The 15,313-nt window shown below is 53.4% G+C and carries 15 protein-coding genes; 8 read left to right on the top strand and 7 right to left on the bottom strand.

What is annotated here, in order from left to right; genetic code table 11:
* Positions 1 to 33: 33 nt before the first annotated feature.
* Positions 34 to 1,482 carry a metalloprotease TldD gene (gene tldD / locus JJB97_RS08510; protein ID WP_238713600.1) on the top strand — a complete coding sequence of 483 codons (1,449 nt, stop codon included), beginning with the start codon at positions 34 to 36 and terminating at the stop codon, positions 1,480 to 1,482.
* Positions 1,483 to 1,512: 30 nt separating this feature from the next.
* Here tldD and aaeR read toward each other — a convergent pair whose 3' ends face one another.
* Positions 1,513 to 2,451, bottom strand: coding sequence for an HTH-type transcriptional activator AaeR (aaeR, locus tag JJB97_RS08505; RefSeq protein ID WP_238713599.1), 939 nt, complete (start codon positions 2,449 to 2,451; stop codon positions 1,513 to 1,515).
* A gap of 181 nt (positions 2,452 to 2,632) precedes the next feature.
* On the opposite strand from aaeR, the gene aaeX reads away from it, so the two are divergent.
* The 5 genes from aaeX to JJB97_RS08480 all read left to right on the top strand — a co-directional run bounded on the left by aaeX (position 2,633) and on the right by JJB97_RS08480 (position 7,596).
* Positions 2,633 to 2,836 carry a p-hydroxybenzoic acid efflux pump operon protein AaeX gene (aaeX, locus tag JJB97_RS08500; protein WP_238713598.1) on the top strand — a complete coding sequence of 68 codons (204 nt, stop codon included), beginning with the start codon at positions 2,633 to 2,635 and terminating at the stop codon, positions 2,834 to 2,836.
* Positions 2,837 to 2,843: 7 nt separating this feature from the next.
* Positions 2,844 to 3,773, top strand: coding sequence for a p-hydroxybenzoic acid efflux pump subunit AaeA (aaeA, locus tag JJB97_RS08495; RefSeq protein WP_238713597.1), 930 nt, complete (start codon positions 2,844 to 2,846; stop codon positions 3,771 to 3,773).
* Positions 3,774 to 3,778: 5 nt separating this feature from the next.
* A complete protein-coding gene (gene aaeB / locus JJB97_RS08490) occupies positions 3,779 to 5,746 on the top strand; it encodes a p-hydroxybenzoic acid efflux pump subunit AaeB (protein WP_238713596.1) in 1,968 nt (655 codons plus the stop codon).
* Between the two features lie 82 nt (positions 5,747 to 5,828).
* Positions 5,829 to 7,283, top strand: a complete 1,455-nt coding sequence (locus JJB97_RS08485; RefSeq protein ID WP_238713595.1) for an NAD-dependent succinate-semialdehyde dehydrogenase — start codon at positions 5,829 to 5,831, stop codon at positions 7,281 to 7,283.
* A gap of 40 nt (positions 7,284 to 7,323) precedes the next feature.
* A complete protein-coding gene (locus JJB97_RS08480) occupies positions 7,324 to 7,596 on the top strand; it encodes a barstar family protein (RefSeq protein WP_238713594.1) in 273 nt (90 codons plus the stop codon).
* Between the two features lie 59 nt (positions 7,597 to 7,655).
* Here JJB97_RS08480 and yhcN (JJB97_RS08475) read toward each other — a convergent pair whose 3' ends face one another.
* The 3 genes from yhcN (JJB97_RS08475) to argR form a co-directional block, all read right to left on the bottom strand.
* On the bottom strand, positions 7,656 to 7,922 hold the full coding sequence (gene yhcN / locus JJB97_RS08475) for a peroxide/acid stress response protein YhcN (protein WP_238713593.1): 267 nt from the start codon (positions 7,920 to 7,922) through the stop codon (positions 7,656 to 7,658).
* A 117-nt stretch (positions 7,923 to 8,039) separates the two neighbouring features.
* On the bottom strand, positions 8,040 to 8,303 hold the full coding sequence (gene yhcN / locus JJB97_RS08470) for a peroxide/acid stress response protein YhcN (RefSeq protein ID WP_238713592.1): 264 nt from the start codon (positions 8,301 to 8,303) through the stop codon (positions 8,040 to 8,042).
* A 314-nt stretch (positions 8,304 to 8,617) separates the two neighbouring features.
* Entirely contained in the window at positions 8,618 to 9,088 is a 471-nt protein-coding gene (argR, locus tag JJB97_RS08465) for a transcriptional regulator ArgR (RefSeq protein ID WP_238713591.1), read from the bottom strand.
* Between the two features lie 486 nt (positions 9,089 to 9,574).
* Between argR and mdh the strand changes: the two genes are divergently transcribed.
* A complete protein-coding gene (mdh, locus tag JJB97_RS08460; protein ID WP_238713590.1) occupies positions 9,575 to 10,513 on the top strand; it encodes a malate dehydrogenase in 939 nt (312 codons plus the stop codon).
* Positions 10,514 to 10,777: 264 nt separating this feature from the next.
* Here the strand turns inward: mdh and degS are convergent, their stop codons facing one another.
* The 3 genes from degS to zapG all read right to left on the bottom strand — a co-directional run bounded on the left by degS (position 10,778) and on the right by zapG (position 13,779).
* Positions 10,778 to 11,842, bottom strand: a complete 1,065-nt coding sequence (gene degS, locus JJB97_RS08455) for an outer membrane-stress sensor serine endopeptidase DegS (protein WP_238713589.1) — start codon at positions 11,840 to 11,842, stop codon at positions 10,778 to 10,780.
* Positions 11,843 to 11,927: 85 nt separating this feature from the next.
* A complete protein-coding gene (degQ, locus tag JJB97_RS08450; RefSeq protein WP_238713588.1) occupies positions 11,928 to 13,292 on the bottom strand; it encodes a serine endoprotease DegQ in 1,365 nt (454 codons plus the stop codon).
* Positions 13,293 to 13,377: 85 nt separating this feature from the next.
* Positions 13,378 to 13,779, bottom strand: coding sequence for a Z-ring associated protein ZapG (zapG, locus tag JJB97_RS08445; RefSeq protein WP_238713587.1), 402 nt, complete (start codon positions 13,777 to 13,779; stop codon positions 13,378 to 13,380).
* A 183-nt stretch (positions 13,780 to 13,962) separates the two neighbouring features.
* On the opposite strand from zapG, the gene zapE reads away from it, so the two are divergent.
* Positions 13,963 to 15,087 (top strand): cell division protein ZapE, encoded by a 1,125-nt coding sequence (gene zapE / locus JJB97_RS08440; RefSeq protein ID WP_238713586.1) that lies wholly within the window; start codon positions 13,963 to 13,965, stop codon positions 15,085 to 15,087.
* Positions 15,088 to 15,313 lie beyond the last annotated feature (226 nt).

Below are 15,313 nucleotides of genomic sequence, written 5' to 3'. Positions count from 1 at the left end.
TTGCCGGGTCAATAAACGAATGAGTAACGAAAAATGAGTTTGAAGCTGGTTAGTGAACAATTACTCGGGGCGCATGGCCTGAATCATCAGGATCTGTTTTCCATCCTTGGCCAGTTGTCTGAGCGGCGTCTTGACTATGGCGATCTCTATTTCCAGTCCAGCTATCACGAATCCTGGGTGCTGGAAGACAGCATTATTAAAGAGGGTTCATACAACATTGATCAGGGGGTTGGCGTTCGCGCCATCAGTGGTGAAAAAACGGGGTTTGCCTACGCCGATCAGATTAGCCTGCAATCGCTTGAGCAGAGCGCCCATGCGGCGCGCAGCATTGTTATGGAACAGGGTGAAGGGCGTGTGCGCACGCTAGGCGAAGTCACCCATAAATCGCTTTATACTGCCGTTGACCCGCTTACCAGCCTGAGCCGTGAAGAGAAGCTGGATATTCTTAAGCGTGTTGACGCCGCGGCTCGCGCGGCCGATCGCCGCGTACAGGAAGTTAACGCCAGCCTGACCGGCGTGTATGAACTGATTCTGGTTGCCGCAACCGACGGTACGCTGGCGGCGGATATACGCCCGCTGGTGCGCCTGTCGGTCAGCGTGCAGGTTGAGCAGGCGGGTAAGCGTGAACGAGGCACAAGCGGCGGCGGCGGGCGTTTTGGCTATGAATGGTTTCTTGAAACAGTGGAAGGCGGCGACGTCCGCGCCGATGCCTGGGCGAAAGAGGCGGTGCGTATGGCGCTGGTAAATCTTGACGCCGTTGCGGCGCCGGCCGGTACGCTGCCCGTGGTGTTGGGCGCGGGCTGGCCGGGAGTGCTGCTCCATGAAGCGGTCGGCCACGGCCTGGAAGGCGACTTTAATCGCCGCGGCACCTCGGTGTTCAGCGGCCAGGTAGGGGAACGGGTCGCCTCGCCGCTGTGTACCGTAGTGGACGATGGCACAATGCTGAACCGTCGCGGTTCACTCGCCATTGACGATGAAGGCGTGCCGGGGCAGTACAACGTGCTGATTGAAAACGGCGTGCTGAAAGGTTATATGCAGGACAAGCTTAACGCGCGTCTGATGGGGGTTGAGCCAACCGGTAACGGGCGCCGTGAATCCTATGCGCACCTGCCGATGCCGCGTATGACAAACACCTATATGCTGGCCGGGAAATCCACGCCGCAGGAGATAATCGAGTCGGTGGAGTACGGTATTTTCGCGCCAAACTTTGGCGGCGGGCAGGTGGATATCACCTCGGGTAAATTTGTGTTCTCTACCTCCGAGGCCTATCTGATTGAGAAAGGTAAAGTAACCAGGCCCGTGAAGGGGGCGACGCTCATTGGCTCCGGTATTGAAGCGATGCAGCAAATCTCAATGGTAGGTAACGATCTGCGTCTGGATAATGGCGTAGGCGTTTGCGGTAAAGAAGGGCAAAGCCTGCCGGTTGGTGTAGGACAACCGACGCTTCGGGTGGATAACCTGACGGTTGGCGGCACCGCCTGATGCCCGTTTCCCCTTGTGTTTGCAAGGGGATCACCGTTCTTCAATACCGCCTTTGCCCTCACGCATATTCTGATAAATCAACGCGAACTTATTAAAATACTCCGCCAGATAATTTATGCATACCTGTACCTTCAGCGGCAGCTTATCCTTTTCGGTATAAAGCGCATAAACAGGACGAGGATCGGACTGATAGTGCGGAAGCAGCGTTTCCAGCTCGCCCCGATTTACCTGGTCGATAACCCACATTAGCGGTACGTAGGCAATGCCGGCGCCGGCGGAGATCCAGCGCGTCAGCGTCATTGGGTCGTTAGTGGTAAAGCGCCCTTCAGGCGCAAGGCGGATGGCTAATCCTTGCGGAGCAATCAGTTCGAATTCATTATCCGGAAGCACGCTGTAGGCAAGCCAACTGTGCCTGGTCAGATCGCCGGGGTTTTCCGGCACCCCGTACTGCGCCAGGTAGCTTTTGGCTGCGCAAATTATCATTGGCATAGCCCCGAGTTTGCGCGAAAACAGACCTGAATCCTGCAAAGCGCCAACGCGGATAACTAAATCCAGCCCGTCGGCAATCAGGTCTGGCGCCGGAATGCCCGTAACCAAATTCACGGTCAGACCGGGATATTCTCTGAGCATGTCAACCGTCATCTCTGCCAGGACATTTTGCGCCATAGTTGAAGAGCTGCCGATGCGCAGCGTTCCGGTAGGGGTATTATTAAAAGCGTCGAGCTGTTCATGCACCTCCTGTACTTCATACAGCATTTTGCGGCAGCCCTGATAATAAATTTTACCGGCTTCAGTAAGGCCAATGCTGCGCGTGCTACGGTTGAGTAGCTTTACCTGTAGCTCATTCTCCAGCCGTGACACGGTCTGACTGATGGACGATACGCTCATTTGCAACTGCCGGGCCGCAGCCGTAAAGGAGCCGTGTTCGACCACTTTGGCGAAGACCGACATCCGTTTTAATCTCTCCATTGTTCACTCTGGCTTAAAAGTGATTTAGTTCACACATTATAGATAACAGGTTAACTGTTACGTTACTATATTATTACTAACAACATCGTCGCCGCACGCTTGCCAGGTTGTTATCGGCCATTATGTCGCGACAATCCGCGGCATATAAAAAATCGGCTACCTGCTTTCTTTCAGGATTAACATGAGTTTATTTCCGGTTATCGTGGTGTTTGGTCTGTCTTTCCCACCGATATTCGTTGAGCTACTTCTCTCTCTGGCGCTGTTCTGGCTGGTCAGACGCTTACTGGCCCCAACGGGGATTTATGACTTTGTCTGGCATCCAGCGTTGTTCAATACGGCGCTTTACTGCTGTCTCTTCTGGCTAATCTCGCGCCTGTTTGTTTGAGGTGGATGTGAAAACACTAACAAGAAAAATCGTACGTATGGCGGTAACGCTGGTGCTGGTATTGATTGCTTTTATCGCTATTTTGCGCATATGGAGTTTTTATACGCAATCGCCCTGGACTCGCGACGCCCGCTTCACCGCTGATGTTGTTGCTATTGCTCCGGACGTGGCCGGGCTGATTACCGATGTAAAAGTGCATGATAATGAGCAGGTGCAAAAAGGCCAGGTATTATTCACGATAGACCGGCCCCGCTATGAGCAGGCGTTGGCGCAGGCGCAGGCAGATGTAGGGTATTATACGTCTCTGGCAAATGAAAAGCGCCGCGAAGCCGGGCGCCGCAACCGGCTGGGTATTCAGGCAATGTCGCGTGAAGAAATAGAACAGTCCAATAGCGGGCTACAAACCACGCTGCACCAGCTCGCGAAAGCGCAGGCCACGCGCGAACTGGCGAAACTGGATCTGGAGCGTACCGTTATCCGCGCGCCGGCGGACGGCTGGGTGACTAACCTGAACGTTTACGTTGGCGAGTTTATTACCCGCGGCGCAACGGCCGTGGCGCTGGTAAAAAAAGACACGTTCTACGTACTGGCGTATATGGAGGAAACCAAACTCAACAGGATAAGACCGGGGTTGCGGGTAGAAATTACGCCGCTGGGCGCAGAAAACATTCTGACCGGTACTGTAGAAAGCATTTCGGCAGGCGTGACGAACGCCAGCAGCACCAGTGACAGCAAGGGGATGGCGTCTGTTGATTCTAATCTGGAATGGGTGCGCCTGGCGCAGCGCGTGCCGGTACGCATTCGTCTTGATAAGCAGGCGGGCAATCTCTACCCGGCGGGTACCACGGCAACGGTTGTTGTCACTGGCAAAGACCGGGACAGAAGTAAAACATCTCCTTTTATGAAATTGCTGCGCCGTCTGCGTGAGTTTGGTTAACTGACATGGACGCCTTTGCCATTTCCCGTTTACATCTGCGTTTTGCTATTAAACTCGCATGCGCGGTGGTGCTGGCGCTGTTTGTGGGTTTCCATTTTCAACTGGAAACACCGCGCTGGGCAGTGCTGACTGCGGCGCTTGTCGCAGCGGGTCCCGCTTTTGCGGCAGGAGGGGAACCCTATTCCGGCGCGATACGCTATCGCGGCATGCTGCGTATTATCGGCACGTTTATCGGCTGTCTTGCTGCGTTGATCATTATTACTTCGCTTATTCAGGCGCCGGTTGTCATGTTGCTGGTGGTATGTATCTGGGCCGGCTTTTGTACCTGGGTTTCTTCGCTGGTGCGCGTTGAAAATTCCTATGCGTGGGGGCTTTCCGGCTATACCGCGCTGATTATTATCATCAGTGTTGAACATACGCCGCTGGTAGCGCCGCAGTTTGCCATTGAGCGTTGCAGCGAGATTGTCATCGGCATCGTTTGCGCCATTGTGGCCGATCTGCTGTTTTCACCACGATCGATCAAACAGGAAATTGATAAAGAACTGGATTCGCTATTGGTGGATCAGTACCGGTTGATGCAGTTGTGTGTTGCGCATGGCGATCGCGAAGCTGTGGATAAAGCGTGGAGCGGGTTGGTCCAGCGCACCACCGCGCTGGAAGGGATGCGCAGCAACCTGAATATGGAGTCTACACGCTGGATGCGCGCTAATCGTCGTCTGCATGCCATTAATACGCTGCTGTTGACGATGATTACCCAGGCCTGTGAAACCTTCCTGGTACAAAACACACGGCCTGAGGCAATCGCGCCGGCATTTCGGGAATTATTTGCTGAACCCGTGGAAACCGTCGCCGATGTCCATAAGCGCCTTAAACATATTCGCCGTGTCTTCTCCTGGATCGGGGGGGGCGGCACGCCAGTGACGCTCTATAGCTGGGTCGGCGCGGCCACGCGCTATATGCTTATCCGGCGCGGCATCATTAGCAATACGCGCATCAGCGCCGTGGAAGAAGAGATCCTGACCGGCGAAACGGTTGTCAGGCCGGAATCCGCCGAGCGCCATCATGCGATGGTGAACTTCTGGCGTACCACGGTTTCCTGCCTGCTTGGCACGCTGTTCTGGCTATGGACGGGCTGGACGTCCGGTAGTTCGGCAATGGTGATGATTGCTGTAGTGATATCGCTGGCCATGCGTTTGCCGAACCCGAGAATGGTGGCGCTCGATTTTGTGTACGGCATGCTGATGGCATTGCCGCTTGGTTCACTCTATTTCCTGATAATCTTACCCGCCACGCAGCAAAGTATGCTGCTGTTGTGCATAAGCCTGGCGCTGCTGGCGTTTTTTATCGGTATAGAAGTTCAAAAGCGGCGTCTGGGCACGCTTGGCGCGCTGGCGGGGACTATCAATGTTCTGGTGCTTGATAACCCGATGACCTTCAAATTTAGCTCGTTTCTTGATAGCGCGCTTGGTCAACTGGTGGGCGCAGTGCTGGCGATGATGGTTATTTTGCTGATTCGCGATAATTCTCGCGAACGTACCGGGCGTACGTTGCTTAACCAGTTTGTGTCGGCGGCGATATCGGCGTTGACGACCAACAGGGCGCGTCGGCGGGAAAATCATCTCCCGGCGCTGTATCAACAGTTGTTTTTGCTGTTAAATAAATTTCCTGACGATATAGCCAAATACCGCCTCGCGCTAACGCTCATTATTGCTCACCAGCGTTTGCGCGATGCGCCGATACCCAACAATGATGATTTGTCCGCTTACCATCGGCAGTTAAGACATACTGCCGATCGTGTTATTAGCGCAGGCTCCGATGACAAACGTGCTCAACGTTTTCAGCAGTTGCTCGACGAGCTGGCGATTTACCAGGAGAAGCTGCGTAACTGGGATGCGCCGCGCCAGGTGACTGAACCGGTGGAACGGTTGACCAGCATACTTAATAAATATAAACACGCCCTGACTGAAAACTGACGCCTGCCGCCAGTGCGCCGACGCTCTGCGTCGGCTTTTCTATACTTACAGCCAGACTCGCGCTATCAGACAGGAGAAGAATATGGCAGATGTAGAATTAACGGGGCACGCGCTGTTTCGCAGCGGGTATCTGGTTGACGGTGAATGGCGCAATTTGAGCGAAACGTTCGACGTGGTAAACCCGGCAACCGGGGATGTTATTGCGCAGGTGGCGAAGGCCGGTCGGTCTGAGACTGAGGCGGCAATTGAGGCGGCCACGCGCGCCTTTCCTGCCTGGCGTGCGCAGACGGCGAAAGCGCGCAGTGAAATCCTCAACCGCTGGTATCAGTTGATGATTGAAAATAAAGCGTGGCTGGCGCGGCTGATGACCAGCGAACAGGGCAAGCCGCTAAAAGAGGCGGCAGGCGAAATTGACTATGCGGCAAGCTTTATCCAGTGGTTCGCCGAACAGGCGAAACGCGTCAACGGTGAAATTATTCCTCCCGCACAGCCTGGCTCACGTATCCTGGCAACTCGCGAACCGGTTGGCGTGGTGGCGGCCATTACGCCCTGGAACTTCCCGATGGCGATGCTCACCCGCAAGCTTGGCCCCGCGCTGGCTGCGGGGTGTACAGGTGTGATTAAACCGGCCAATAACACGCCGCTTAGCGCGTTTGCGCTGCTGGCGCTGGCGCAACAGGCAGGCGTGCCAGACGGGGTGTTGAACGCGGTAGCGGGTAACACGGCTGAAATTAGCGATGCCATTATGGCAAGTCACGCGGTGCGGAAAATTTCCTTTACCGGCTCGACCGAAGTCGGCAAAACGCTCATGCGTAATGCGGCGAATACGGTAAAAAAAGTATCGCTTGAGTTGGGCGGCAACGCGCCGTATATCGTGTTCGATGATGCCTGTCTTGATGCGGCGGTTAATGGCGCGATAGCCAATAAATTCCGAAACGCAGGCCAGGTTTGCGTTAGCGCTAACCGTTTTTTTATTCAGGATGGTATCTACGATCGCTTCGTCAATAAGCTGGCTGAAGCGGTAAAGTCGTTAAAGGTTGGCAACGGCGCGCAAGAGGGAGTGGTGGTTGGACCGTTGATTGAACCGGCTGCGGTGAAAAAGGTACAGCAACATGTCGATGATGCGCTTAACAAAGGCGCGCGCGCGCTGACTGGCGGCAAACCGCACGCGTTGGGCGGTAATTTTTGGCAACCGACCGTGCTGATTGATGTGCGCGACGATATGCTGCTGACGCAGGAAGAAACTTTTGGGCCGGTGGCCGCCTGTTTGCGCTTTCATACTGAAGAAGAGGCGATTGCGCGTGCTAACGCAACGCCTTACGGGCTGGCTGCATATTTTTATACCCAAAATTTACAGCGAGTCTTTCGTGTCTCTTCCCGGCTTGAGAGCGGGATGATCGGGGTTAATGCCTGCTCGGTTTCGACTGAGCTGGCGCCGTTTGGGGGAATGAAAGAGTCTGGTCTGGGACGTGAGGGCTCGGTACTGGGGCTGGATGAATTCCTTGAGGTGAAAACGCTGCACCTTGGCGGGCTTTAGCAACAGAGGCGGCAGCGCTGCCGGTCAGTGGGGGCTACCTGTGAATGTTTCTACCTTCGACTTTAACAATATTACCTCAAACGATGAGTTTTTCCGGGCGTTTGAGCAGGTTTTTGGGCTGTCGAACAGAACAATCAGCGATCTGGATCTCCTCTGGGAAACCGTAACAGAGGGCGCGATACCTCTGCCGCAGGCGATTGAATTTGTTAATTTAAATGAATCCGGACGGCGGCGATTCGGCGCGCTGATACTGTTGTTTGAAGAAGCCGAGGAAGAATTGGTAGGCCTGCTACGTTTCAACGTGCAGGCGTGATGCCCCAAAAAAGCCCCTGGCTCGTCAGGGGCGAATCAACAGGCATAGACGGTGGAGCGCTATTTATACAATTCAGTAGTGGCATGCCAGGTATCGCCGGTATGCGCTTCGGTGATGTGATAGGCTAAAGCCCCCTTCTGTTCGGCTTTTTTACTCAGCGCCTGGCGCATATCCATCGGCGCGCCACCGACCTGGGAAACAGAAATCGTACCTACAGGTTTAAGCTGCTGCGCTTGTTGCGCGCTTATCTGATGCGCCGCTGCGCTAACGCCAAAGGTTATAAAAGAAGCAAGGCTGAGAGCCGCGGCAGTTGCGATAGTGTTCATTTTTAGCTCCTGAATTTTTTATACCGGCGGCCATAGCGGCAAAATATTTGGTATTCGTGATGCCGCCGGAAATGGATTTAGCTGTTGCGGAGATAATAGTTGCCGTCTGTTGGCATGTTATTTATACAGCTCGGCGGTAGCATGCCAGGTGTCGCCGGTACGGGCTTCCGTTATGCGCCAGGCGCTGGCGCCCTTCTGCTCGGCTTTTTTGCTCAGCGCCTGGCGCATATCCATCGGCGCGCCGCCAACTTTGCTGACGGAAATAGACCCTATCGGCTGGCGCCCCTGAGCCTGCCCGGCGCTAATAGGGGTGGCGGCAAAAGCGCCAAATGAAAGCATAGACAGCAGACTTAATGCGGTAACGGTAGTTTTAACGTTCATAATGTGTTCCTTGTCGTAATCTTTTTGTGATTTTTATTTAAATGTTATTTAGTGATCTTAATCACAAAACAAAGTATACACTAATAACTATAAAAATTAATACCACGCTAACTATAACCAATGAAACTTTGAGCTCTGAAACCCGTTTATTATGCAAATTGGTTATTAAAACGCAGTTTTTTTCACTCGTTATGAGTGTTTTTTTATTAAAATCAAAAGGCTATAGAAAATTTGCCTTTTGTGCGGTCTTTAACCGTAAGGCGGGGCGTGATGGCAGGTAGAAAAAAGGTACCGCCCGGGCGGGCGGCTCAGAGTCAGAGTTCCTGTTCGAATAAAACCAGAATAGCTTCGTATAGCTGGCGAACGGTGAAATTACGCGACGGCGTGGTAAATATTGTATCGTCGCCTGCAATGGTGCCAAGGATGCCTTCGGCTTTGCCAAGTGAGTCCAGCAGACGGGCAATCAGTTGGGCTGCGCCGGGGCTGGTGTGAATGACAACAACCGCATCGTTGTAATCAATGTCGAGCACCAGATTTTTTAGCGGGCTGGACGTGGTGGGAACGCCAGGTTCAACGGGCAGGCAGTACACCATTTCCATTTTGGCGTTACGTGTGCGAACTGCGCCAAATTTTGTCAGCATGCGTGAGACTTTCGACTGGTTGATATTGTCGAAACCTTGCTCCTGTAACGCCTGAACAATTTCGCCCTGGGAACTGAACTTTTCTTCTTTAAGCAGCGCTTTAAACGCTTTCACCAATTCTTCTTGCCTGGAGGAACTTCGCATAGGTTGTGTTACCTGTTAAACGATATAAGCCACATTATTATGCAGTAAAATGCACATTAAAGATGAAACAGGGGCTAAATAAGCGGGAAAGCGCGTTATTTTACCAAAAATCACCCACAATAAATACGCCGGTCGTTCGCCAGCGCTGATTTCCGGTCTGGTAGCGGCTTTTTACCAGGCGAAACAGGCGGGCTTAGCCTTTAAAGCAGGGAATAGTGTGGCAACGATCAAGGTTAAATAAATGTTATTAAAATGAAGTTGTTTTGCCCAATGCTACGGGTGTAATGTTATGCGTTGTCGCATGTTGTTTTTCAGGCAGCAGCGTGGCGAGTGCTGATTTTCACGTCAGGTTAAACGCAGGGCTATTGTTAAATCATTGCCTGGCTTAGCAATACGGGCCTGCAATGTTTGTATTTACCTGCTCCGTAGTTTATGGTCGCCCGCCACAGCCAGAAAGACTTAGCTAACTATAATAAGGAGTTTAGGATGAAAGTTGCAGTCCTCGGCGCAGCAGGCGGTATTGGCCAGGCGCTGGCACTTCTGTTAAAGACCCAATTGCCCTCAGGTTCAGAGCTCTCCCTCTATGATATCGCTCCCGTCACACCGGGGGTCGCCGTCGATCTGAGCCACATCCCTACCGACGTTAAAGTAAAAGGTTTTTCTGGCGAGGATGCCACGCCTGCGTTGCACGGCGCGGATGTGGTATTGATTTCTGCGGGGGTTGCCCGCAAGCCGGGTATGGATCGTTCCGATCTGTTTAATGTTAACGCCGGTATCGTTAAAAACCTGATTGAACAGATTGCGAAAGCCTGCCCGAAAGCCTGCATTGGCGTTATTACCAACCCGGTGAACACTACTGTTGCGATAGCGGCGGAAGTGCTGAAAAAAGCAGGGGTTTACGATAAAAATAAACTGTTTGGCGTAACGACGCTGGATATTATCCGTTCCAATACCTTTGTTGCTGAGCTGAAAGGTAAAAAAGCGACCGAGCTGGAGGTGCCGGTTATTGGCGGGCACTCCGGTGTGACCATCCTGCCGCTGCTGTCTCAGATTCCGGGCGTTACTTTTAGCGATCAGGAAGTGGCCGGGCTTACAAAACGTATCCAGAATGCGGGAACAGAAGTGGTTGAAGCTAAGGCCGGCGGCGGCTCCGCCACGCTATCTATGGGGCAGGCCGCAGCGCGTTTTGGCCTTTCTCTGGTGCGTGCGCTACAGGGGGAGCAGGGCGTGGTTGAATGCGCCTACGTTGAAGGCGATGGCGCCTGTGCCCGCTTTTTCTCGCAGCCGCTGCTGCTGGGGAAAGACGGCGTGGCGGAACGCCGTCATATCGGTAAACTCAGCGCGTTTGAAGAAAAAGCGCTCAACGATATGCTGGATACGCTCAGAAAAGACATTGCGTTGGGCGAGGAATTTGTCAGTAAGTAATGGTGGTGTATAACCCTTAACAAGTCCAGTCGCTGCGTTTTGATGCGGGTAACTTAAGGGAGTATGTTCCGTTTACTTAAGCCCGATGACAAAGGGGCTTTCTGAACGGGAAAAGTGGGTCGCCGCAGCCCTTTTTGCAAATGGCGGCGGCCCTGCAAAGGCAGCATTGCTTCGCGGCGCGCTCATCTTTCGACCAACAGCCTGCAACCGGCTCGGTTTGACGCTCTGTTTCGTTTCGCCTGTTTTTAGCAAAAGCGTGTTATGTCAGTTATTGAATTCATATTCCTGGATAGTGACCTGGAAAGTTAATTTGCGGTCTTCACGCATCACTTCTACCGGAATAACCGAACCAGGGCGAATTTCAGCGACCTGATCCATTGTCTCCAGCACGGAGATCGCCGGTTTATTATTCACCGCAATAAGCACATCGTTCGCCTGTATCCCCGCGCGCGCAGCCGGGCCATCCTGCGCGACTTCGTTGACAATAATCCCCTGAATTTGATCAATGCCGGGTCCGGGGCCATGCAGGGAGGGGCTGTTACGCCCGGTAATGCCGATATAGCCGCGGATAACCCGACCATCGCGGATAAGCTTGTCCATAATTTTGGTCGCCAGTTGTACCGGTATGGCAAAACCTAAACCTTCCGGCGTTTCGCCGTCGTTGCTTTTGTCAAAAGAGAGTGTGTTGATGCCCATCAGCTCGCCCAGCGAGTTGACCAGGGCGCCGCCTGAGTTACCGTGATTAATGGAGGCATCGGTTTGCAGAAAATTCTGGCGGCCGGAAGGGTTGAGTCCTACTCGCCCGGTGGCGCTGATAATTCCCTGGGTAATGGTCTGCCCAAGGTTGTAGGGGTTGCCAATCGCCATCACGACATCCCCTACGTGCGGCGTTCGCTTCACATTAATAGGGATAACCGGTAGATTTGACGCGTTGATTTTGAGTACGGCGAGATCGGTCAGCGAATCTGAACCGACCAGCAGCGCCTCAAAAATGCGTCCATCCTGAAGGGCTACAATGATCTGGTCTGCATCATTAATTACGTGCTTATTCGTAATGATATAGCCGCGATCGTCCATAATAACGCCGGAACCAAGCGTACGGATCTCCAGTTGATTACGCGCGGAACCGTTCACCCCGCGGTTATAAACGTTCACGACGGCAGGCGCCGCACGGCGAACCGCAGCGTTATAGCTTACCGGCGTTTCATCTGCGCTGCCGGTTTGGGGCGCAATGAATGGGCTTTGCTGACGCAATGCCGGGATAAACGCGAGCAATAGCCCGGCAACAATTAATCCAACAATCAGCGGGCGCAAGAGTTTCAGCATCATGGAGCGACGTAATCAAAGAAGAAGACGCAGGGAGAATAACATGAGTTTAGCGGACATCCCACGTGGATGTCCGCCGAATTTTGCGTTAACGCAGCAGAATATAAAGGTTTTCTTTACCGCGTATTATGCTCAACGCAATGAGATCGGGTTTCGATTCGAGCTTCTTACGCATTTCTGTGATACTGCGCACGCGTTCGCGGTTCACGCCGACAATCAGGTCGCCTTTATGCAATCCTGCCTGCGCGGCGACGCTGCCTTGCACAACATTATCGACTTCAATGCCTTGTGTGCCGTCTTTTAACTGACCGTCGCTAAATGTCGCTCCCTTTAACGCTGGAATAATTAATTCAGCGCTCGCAGAGGATGCGGTGTTGCTGTCAAGCGTTACCTCTACTTCCATCGGCTTGCCGTTGCGCAGAACGCCCAGCTTCACTTTGGTACCCGGATCGGTAGTGGCGATACGCGAGCGTAGTTCAGCAAAACTGCTAAGTGAGCGGCCGTTCAGGGATGTAATAACATCTCCGGCTTTAATGCCGGCTTTTGCGGAAGCGGAATTTGGCAGGACTTCGCTGACGAAGGCGCCGCGCTGCGTATCAAGATTAAACGCTTTGGCAATATCCGCATTCATTTCCGTACCGCGCACGCCCAGTAAGCCACGCTTGACTTCGCCAAACTGAATTAACTGTTTTGCCAACGCCAGCGCCATATTGGATGGAATGGCGAAACCGATGCCGACATTGCCGCCTCCGGGGGCCAGAATGGCGGTATTGATGCCAATGAGCTCGCCATTGAGATTTATCAGCGCGCCGCCGGAGTTGCCGCGGTTAATAGATGCATCCGTCTGAATAAAGTTTTCCAGCCCTTCCAGATTGAGTCCGCTGCGACCAAGCGCGGAAATGATGCCGGAAGTGGCCGTCTGCCCCAGGCCAAACGGGTTGCCGACGGCGACGGTAAAGTCACCTACCCGGAGTTTGTCAGAATCGGCAATCTTTACTTCGGACAATTTGTTGGCTTTTTCCAACTGCAGCAGCGCAATATCACTCTGTCCGTCGCTGCCGATAAGTTTGGCGCTGAACTCACGACCATCGCTGAGTTGTACGGCAATTTTCTGCGCCTGTTTAATCACGTGGTTGTTGGTAAGCACATAGCCTTTTTCGGCATTAATGATAACGCCCGATCCCAGGCTCTCAAACTCGCGGGGCGCGCCTTCGCTAAAGTTATCGCCGAAGAATTTTTTTAGTTCCGGCGGAATTTGCACACTCTGCTGAGGCACCGAGCCTTTCACTTTAATGCTCACGACCGCAGGCAGTACTTTTTCAAGCATGGGGGCCAGGCTTGGCATTGCGGGTTGGCCTGCAACCTGCAGCGGTAGCGCAGCATTAACGGACAGCGACAGCGCTAATCCAGTGCTCAGCGCCAGCGCGCTGAAAAATAGTTTAGGTCTTTTCATCGCTACAGAATCTCGTTACCTGACTGTTGGGACGTCGGTGTGCGGCGGAAAAAGTAGGGCGCCTCGCGCCCTGTAAAAAATCATGTTACTCATGCCGGCTACGGTCTGCGCGCAGCAGGCCGGATGCGCCGTCTGAATAGTCGCGCGGCATCTGAACCGGCGCCTGATCGTTGCTGGCTTCAGATTCGCTCAGGCGGTTGCGAAACGGGTTTGTTTCCGCCGTCATTTCAGGTAGCAGCGTGCTGGAACTTTTCGCCATGTGTTGATAAAGCTGGCGATAGTCCTGGGCCATTTTGTCGAGCAGCTCTGCGCTTTGCGCAAAGTGGCCAACCAGCTCTTCACGCCAGTTTTCCAGTTCGGCCTTTTTCTGTTCCAGCTCGTATTGCATGGCATGCTGCTGACGTAATTTGCGGTTGCCAAAACGCATCGCGACAGCGCCGATAATAAGACCGACGACTAAACCAATGATCGCGTATTCCCAGGTCATGAATGACTCCCGTTGTTTTGTTGTTCCGTAGCGTGCTGAGGCCGGACGGTTGTACGCGCCTCTGTCTGTTAGCCACTATAACTGTTAAACCGCCAGAAGTGGAATCCCGCGCGTACATCGCTTAATGTAGGGCGGACTTTTTTTCGCCATCTGCGCTTATTGATAAAGAATGATAATAACACCATGCAAAGCCTTTCTCCGATAGTTCGCTATCAGGCAGCCCTTAACGAGGGCGCTTATCACGCTGATGATGTACAACGCGAGGCGATTTCGCGCCTCGATCTTATTTGGCAGGAGCTTGTAGCCAGAGAAAAGGCCCCGCCGGTTTCGTCAGGGCTGATGGCGCGTTTTGGTAAACTGCTGGGTAGGCGCCCTGCGTCGCAGGCGGAACCGGTACGCGGCCTCTATATGTGGGGGGGCGTTGGGCGTGGCAAAACCTGGCTTATGGATTTGTTTTTCCAGAGTATTCCTGGCGATCGCAAGTTACGTCTGCATTTTCACCGCTTCATGTTACGCGTACACGAAACGCTAACGTCGTTACAGGGCCATAGCGATCCGCTGGAAAGCGTCGCTGACGGGTTTAAAGCGCAGGCGGACGTTATTTGCTTCGACGAATTTTTTGTTTCTGATATTACAGACGCCATGCTGCTGGGTGGGTTGATGCAGGCGCTGTTTCGGCGCGGTATTACGCTTGTGGCCACATCCAATATCCCGCCGGATGCGCTTTATCGTAATGGGCTACAGCGCGCGCGTTTTTTACCGGCCATTGACGCTATCACGCGGCACTGCGACGTGTTAAACGTGGACGCAGGAATTGATTACCGCCTGCGTACGCTGACCCAGGCGCATCTCTGGCTGTCGCCGTTAAATGAACAGATGCGCCAAAAAATGGCGCATCTGTGGCAGGCGCTGACAGGCACGTCGATACAGGCGGCGCAAACGCTGCAAGTGAATCATCGTCCGCTGGCGATAGCCGGCAAGGTTCACCAGACGCTGGCCGTGTCTTTCACGACGCTATGCGTGGAGGCCCGTAGCCAGCATGACTATATCGCGCTCTCAAAATCGTTTCATACCGTGCTGCTCTACGATGTGCCGGTAATGACGCCAACGATGGAAAGCGAGGCCCGGCGCTTTATTGCGTTAGTGGATGAGTTTTATGAACGACGCGTGAAGCTGGTTGTACTGGCGCAGGCCGCCCTGTTTGATATCTATCAGGGGGAACGGCTGAAATTTGAGTTTCAGCGCTGTCTTTCGCGTTTGCAGGAGATGCAAAGCGAGGATTATCTTCAATGTCCCCACCTGCCTTAACTGGTACAACTGGGTGTTTTCATTTGTGTTTTTAATGCCGCGTCGCCCGCCGGCCTCAACGTCCTTTACATACGCTGCGGTTGCTGGGCCACGAATGATATCCGGCATCGGACAGGCTGCCCCGACATCCGTCGCCGCGCCGTTCACAGTAAAAAGGGGTCGATTTTTATGCGTGACTTCTCTATAATCCTGCGACCCCACGTTACAACAAAGTTTTTTTCCCGAA

The sequence above is a fragment of the Tenebrionibacter intestinalis genome, assembly GCF_016632365.1.
Classification (GTDB): Bacteria; Pseudomonadota; Gammaproteobacteria; order Enterobacterales; family Enterobacteriaceae; genus Tenebrionibacter; species Tenebrionibacter intestinalis.
This window is presented reverse-complemented; position numbering and strand designations above follow the sequence as displayed.

What these genes read in the sequence shown, in the direction of transcription:
- tldD (WP_238713600.1), top strand. Translation starts at nt 34, where the DNA reads ATGAGTTTGAAGCTGGTTAGTGAACAATTACTCGGGGCGCATGGCCTG.
- aaeR (WP_238713599.1), bottom strand. Translation starts at nt 2,451, where the DNA reads ATGGAGAGATTAAAACGGATGTCGGTCTTCGCCAAAGTGGTCGAACAC.
- aaeX (WP_238713598.1), top strand. Translation starts at nt 2,633, where the DNA reads ATGAGTTTATTTCCGGTTATCGTGGTGTTTGGTCTGTCTTTCCCACCG.
- aaeB (WP_238713596.1), top strand. Translation starts at nt 3,779, where the DNA reads ATGGACGCCTTTGCCATTTCCCGTTTACATCTGCGTTTTGCTATTAAA.
- JJB97_RS08485 (WP_238713595.1), top strand. Translation starts at nt 5,829, where the DNA reads ATGGCAGATGTAGAATTAACGGGGCACGCGCTGTTTCGCAGCGGGTAT.
- yhcN (WP_238713593.1), bottom strand. Translation starts at nt 7,922, where the DNA reads ATGAACACTATCGCAACTGCCGCGGCTCTCAGCCTTGCTTCTTTTATA.
- yhcN (WP_238713592.1), bottom strand. Translation starts at nt 8,303, where the DNA reads ATGAACGTTAAAACTACCGTTACCGCATTAAGTCTGCTGTCTATGCTT.
- argR (WP_238713591.1), bottom strand. Translation starts at nt 9,088, where the DNA reads ATGCGAAGTTCCTCCAGGCAAGAAGAATTGGTGAAAGCGTTTAAAGCG.
- mdh (WP_238713590.1), top strand. Translation starts at nt 9,575, where the DNA reads ATGAAAGTTGCAGTCCTCGGCGCAGCAGGCGGTATTGGCCAGGCGCTG.
- degS (WP_238713589.1), bottom strand. Translation starts at nt 11,842, where the DNA reads ATGATGCTGAAACTCTTGCGCCCGCTGATTGTTGGATTAATTGTTGCC.
- degQ (WP_238713588.1), bottom strand. Translation starts at nt 13,292, where the DNA reads ATGAAAAGACCTAAACTATTTTTCAGCGCGCTGGCGCTGAGCACTGGA.
- zapG (WP_238713587.1), bottom strand. Translation starts at nt 13,779, where the DNA reads ATGACCTGGGAATACGCGATCATTGGTTTAGTCGTCGGTCTTATTATC.
- zapE (WP_238713586.1), top strand. Translation starts at nt 13,963, where the DNA reads ATGCAAAGCCTTTCTCCGATAGTTCGCTATCAGGCAGCCCTTAACGAG.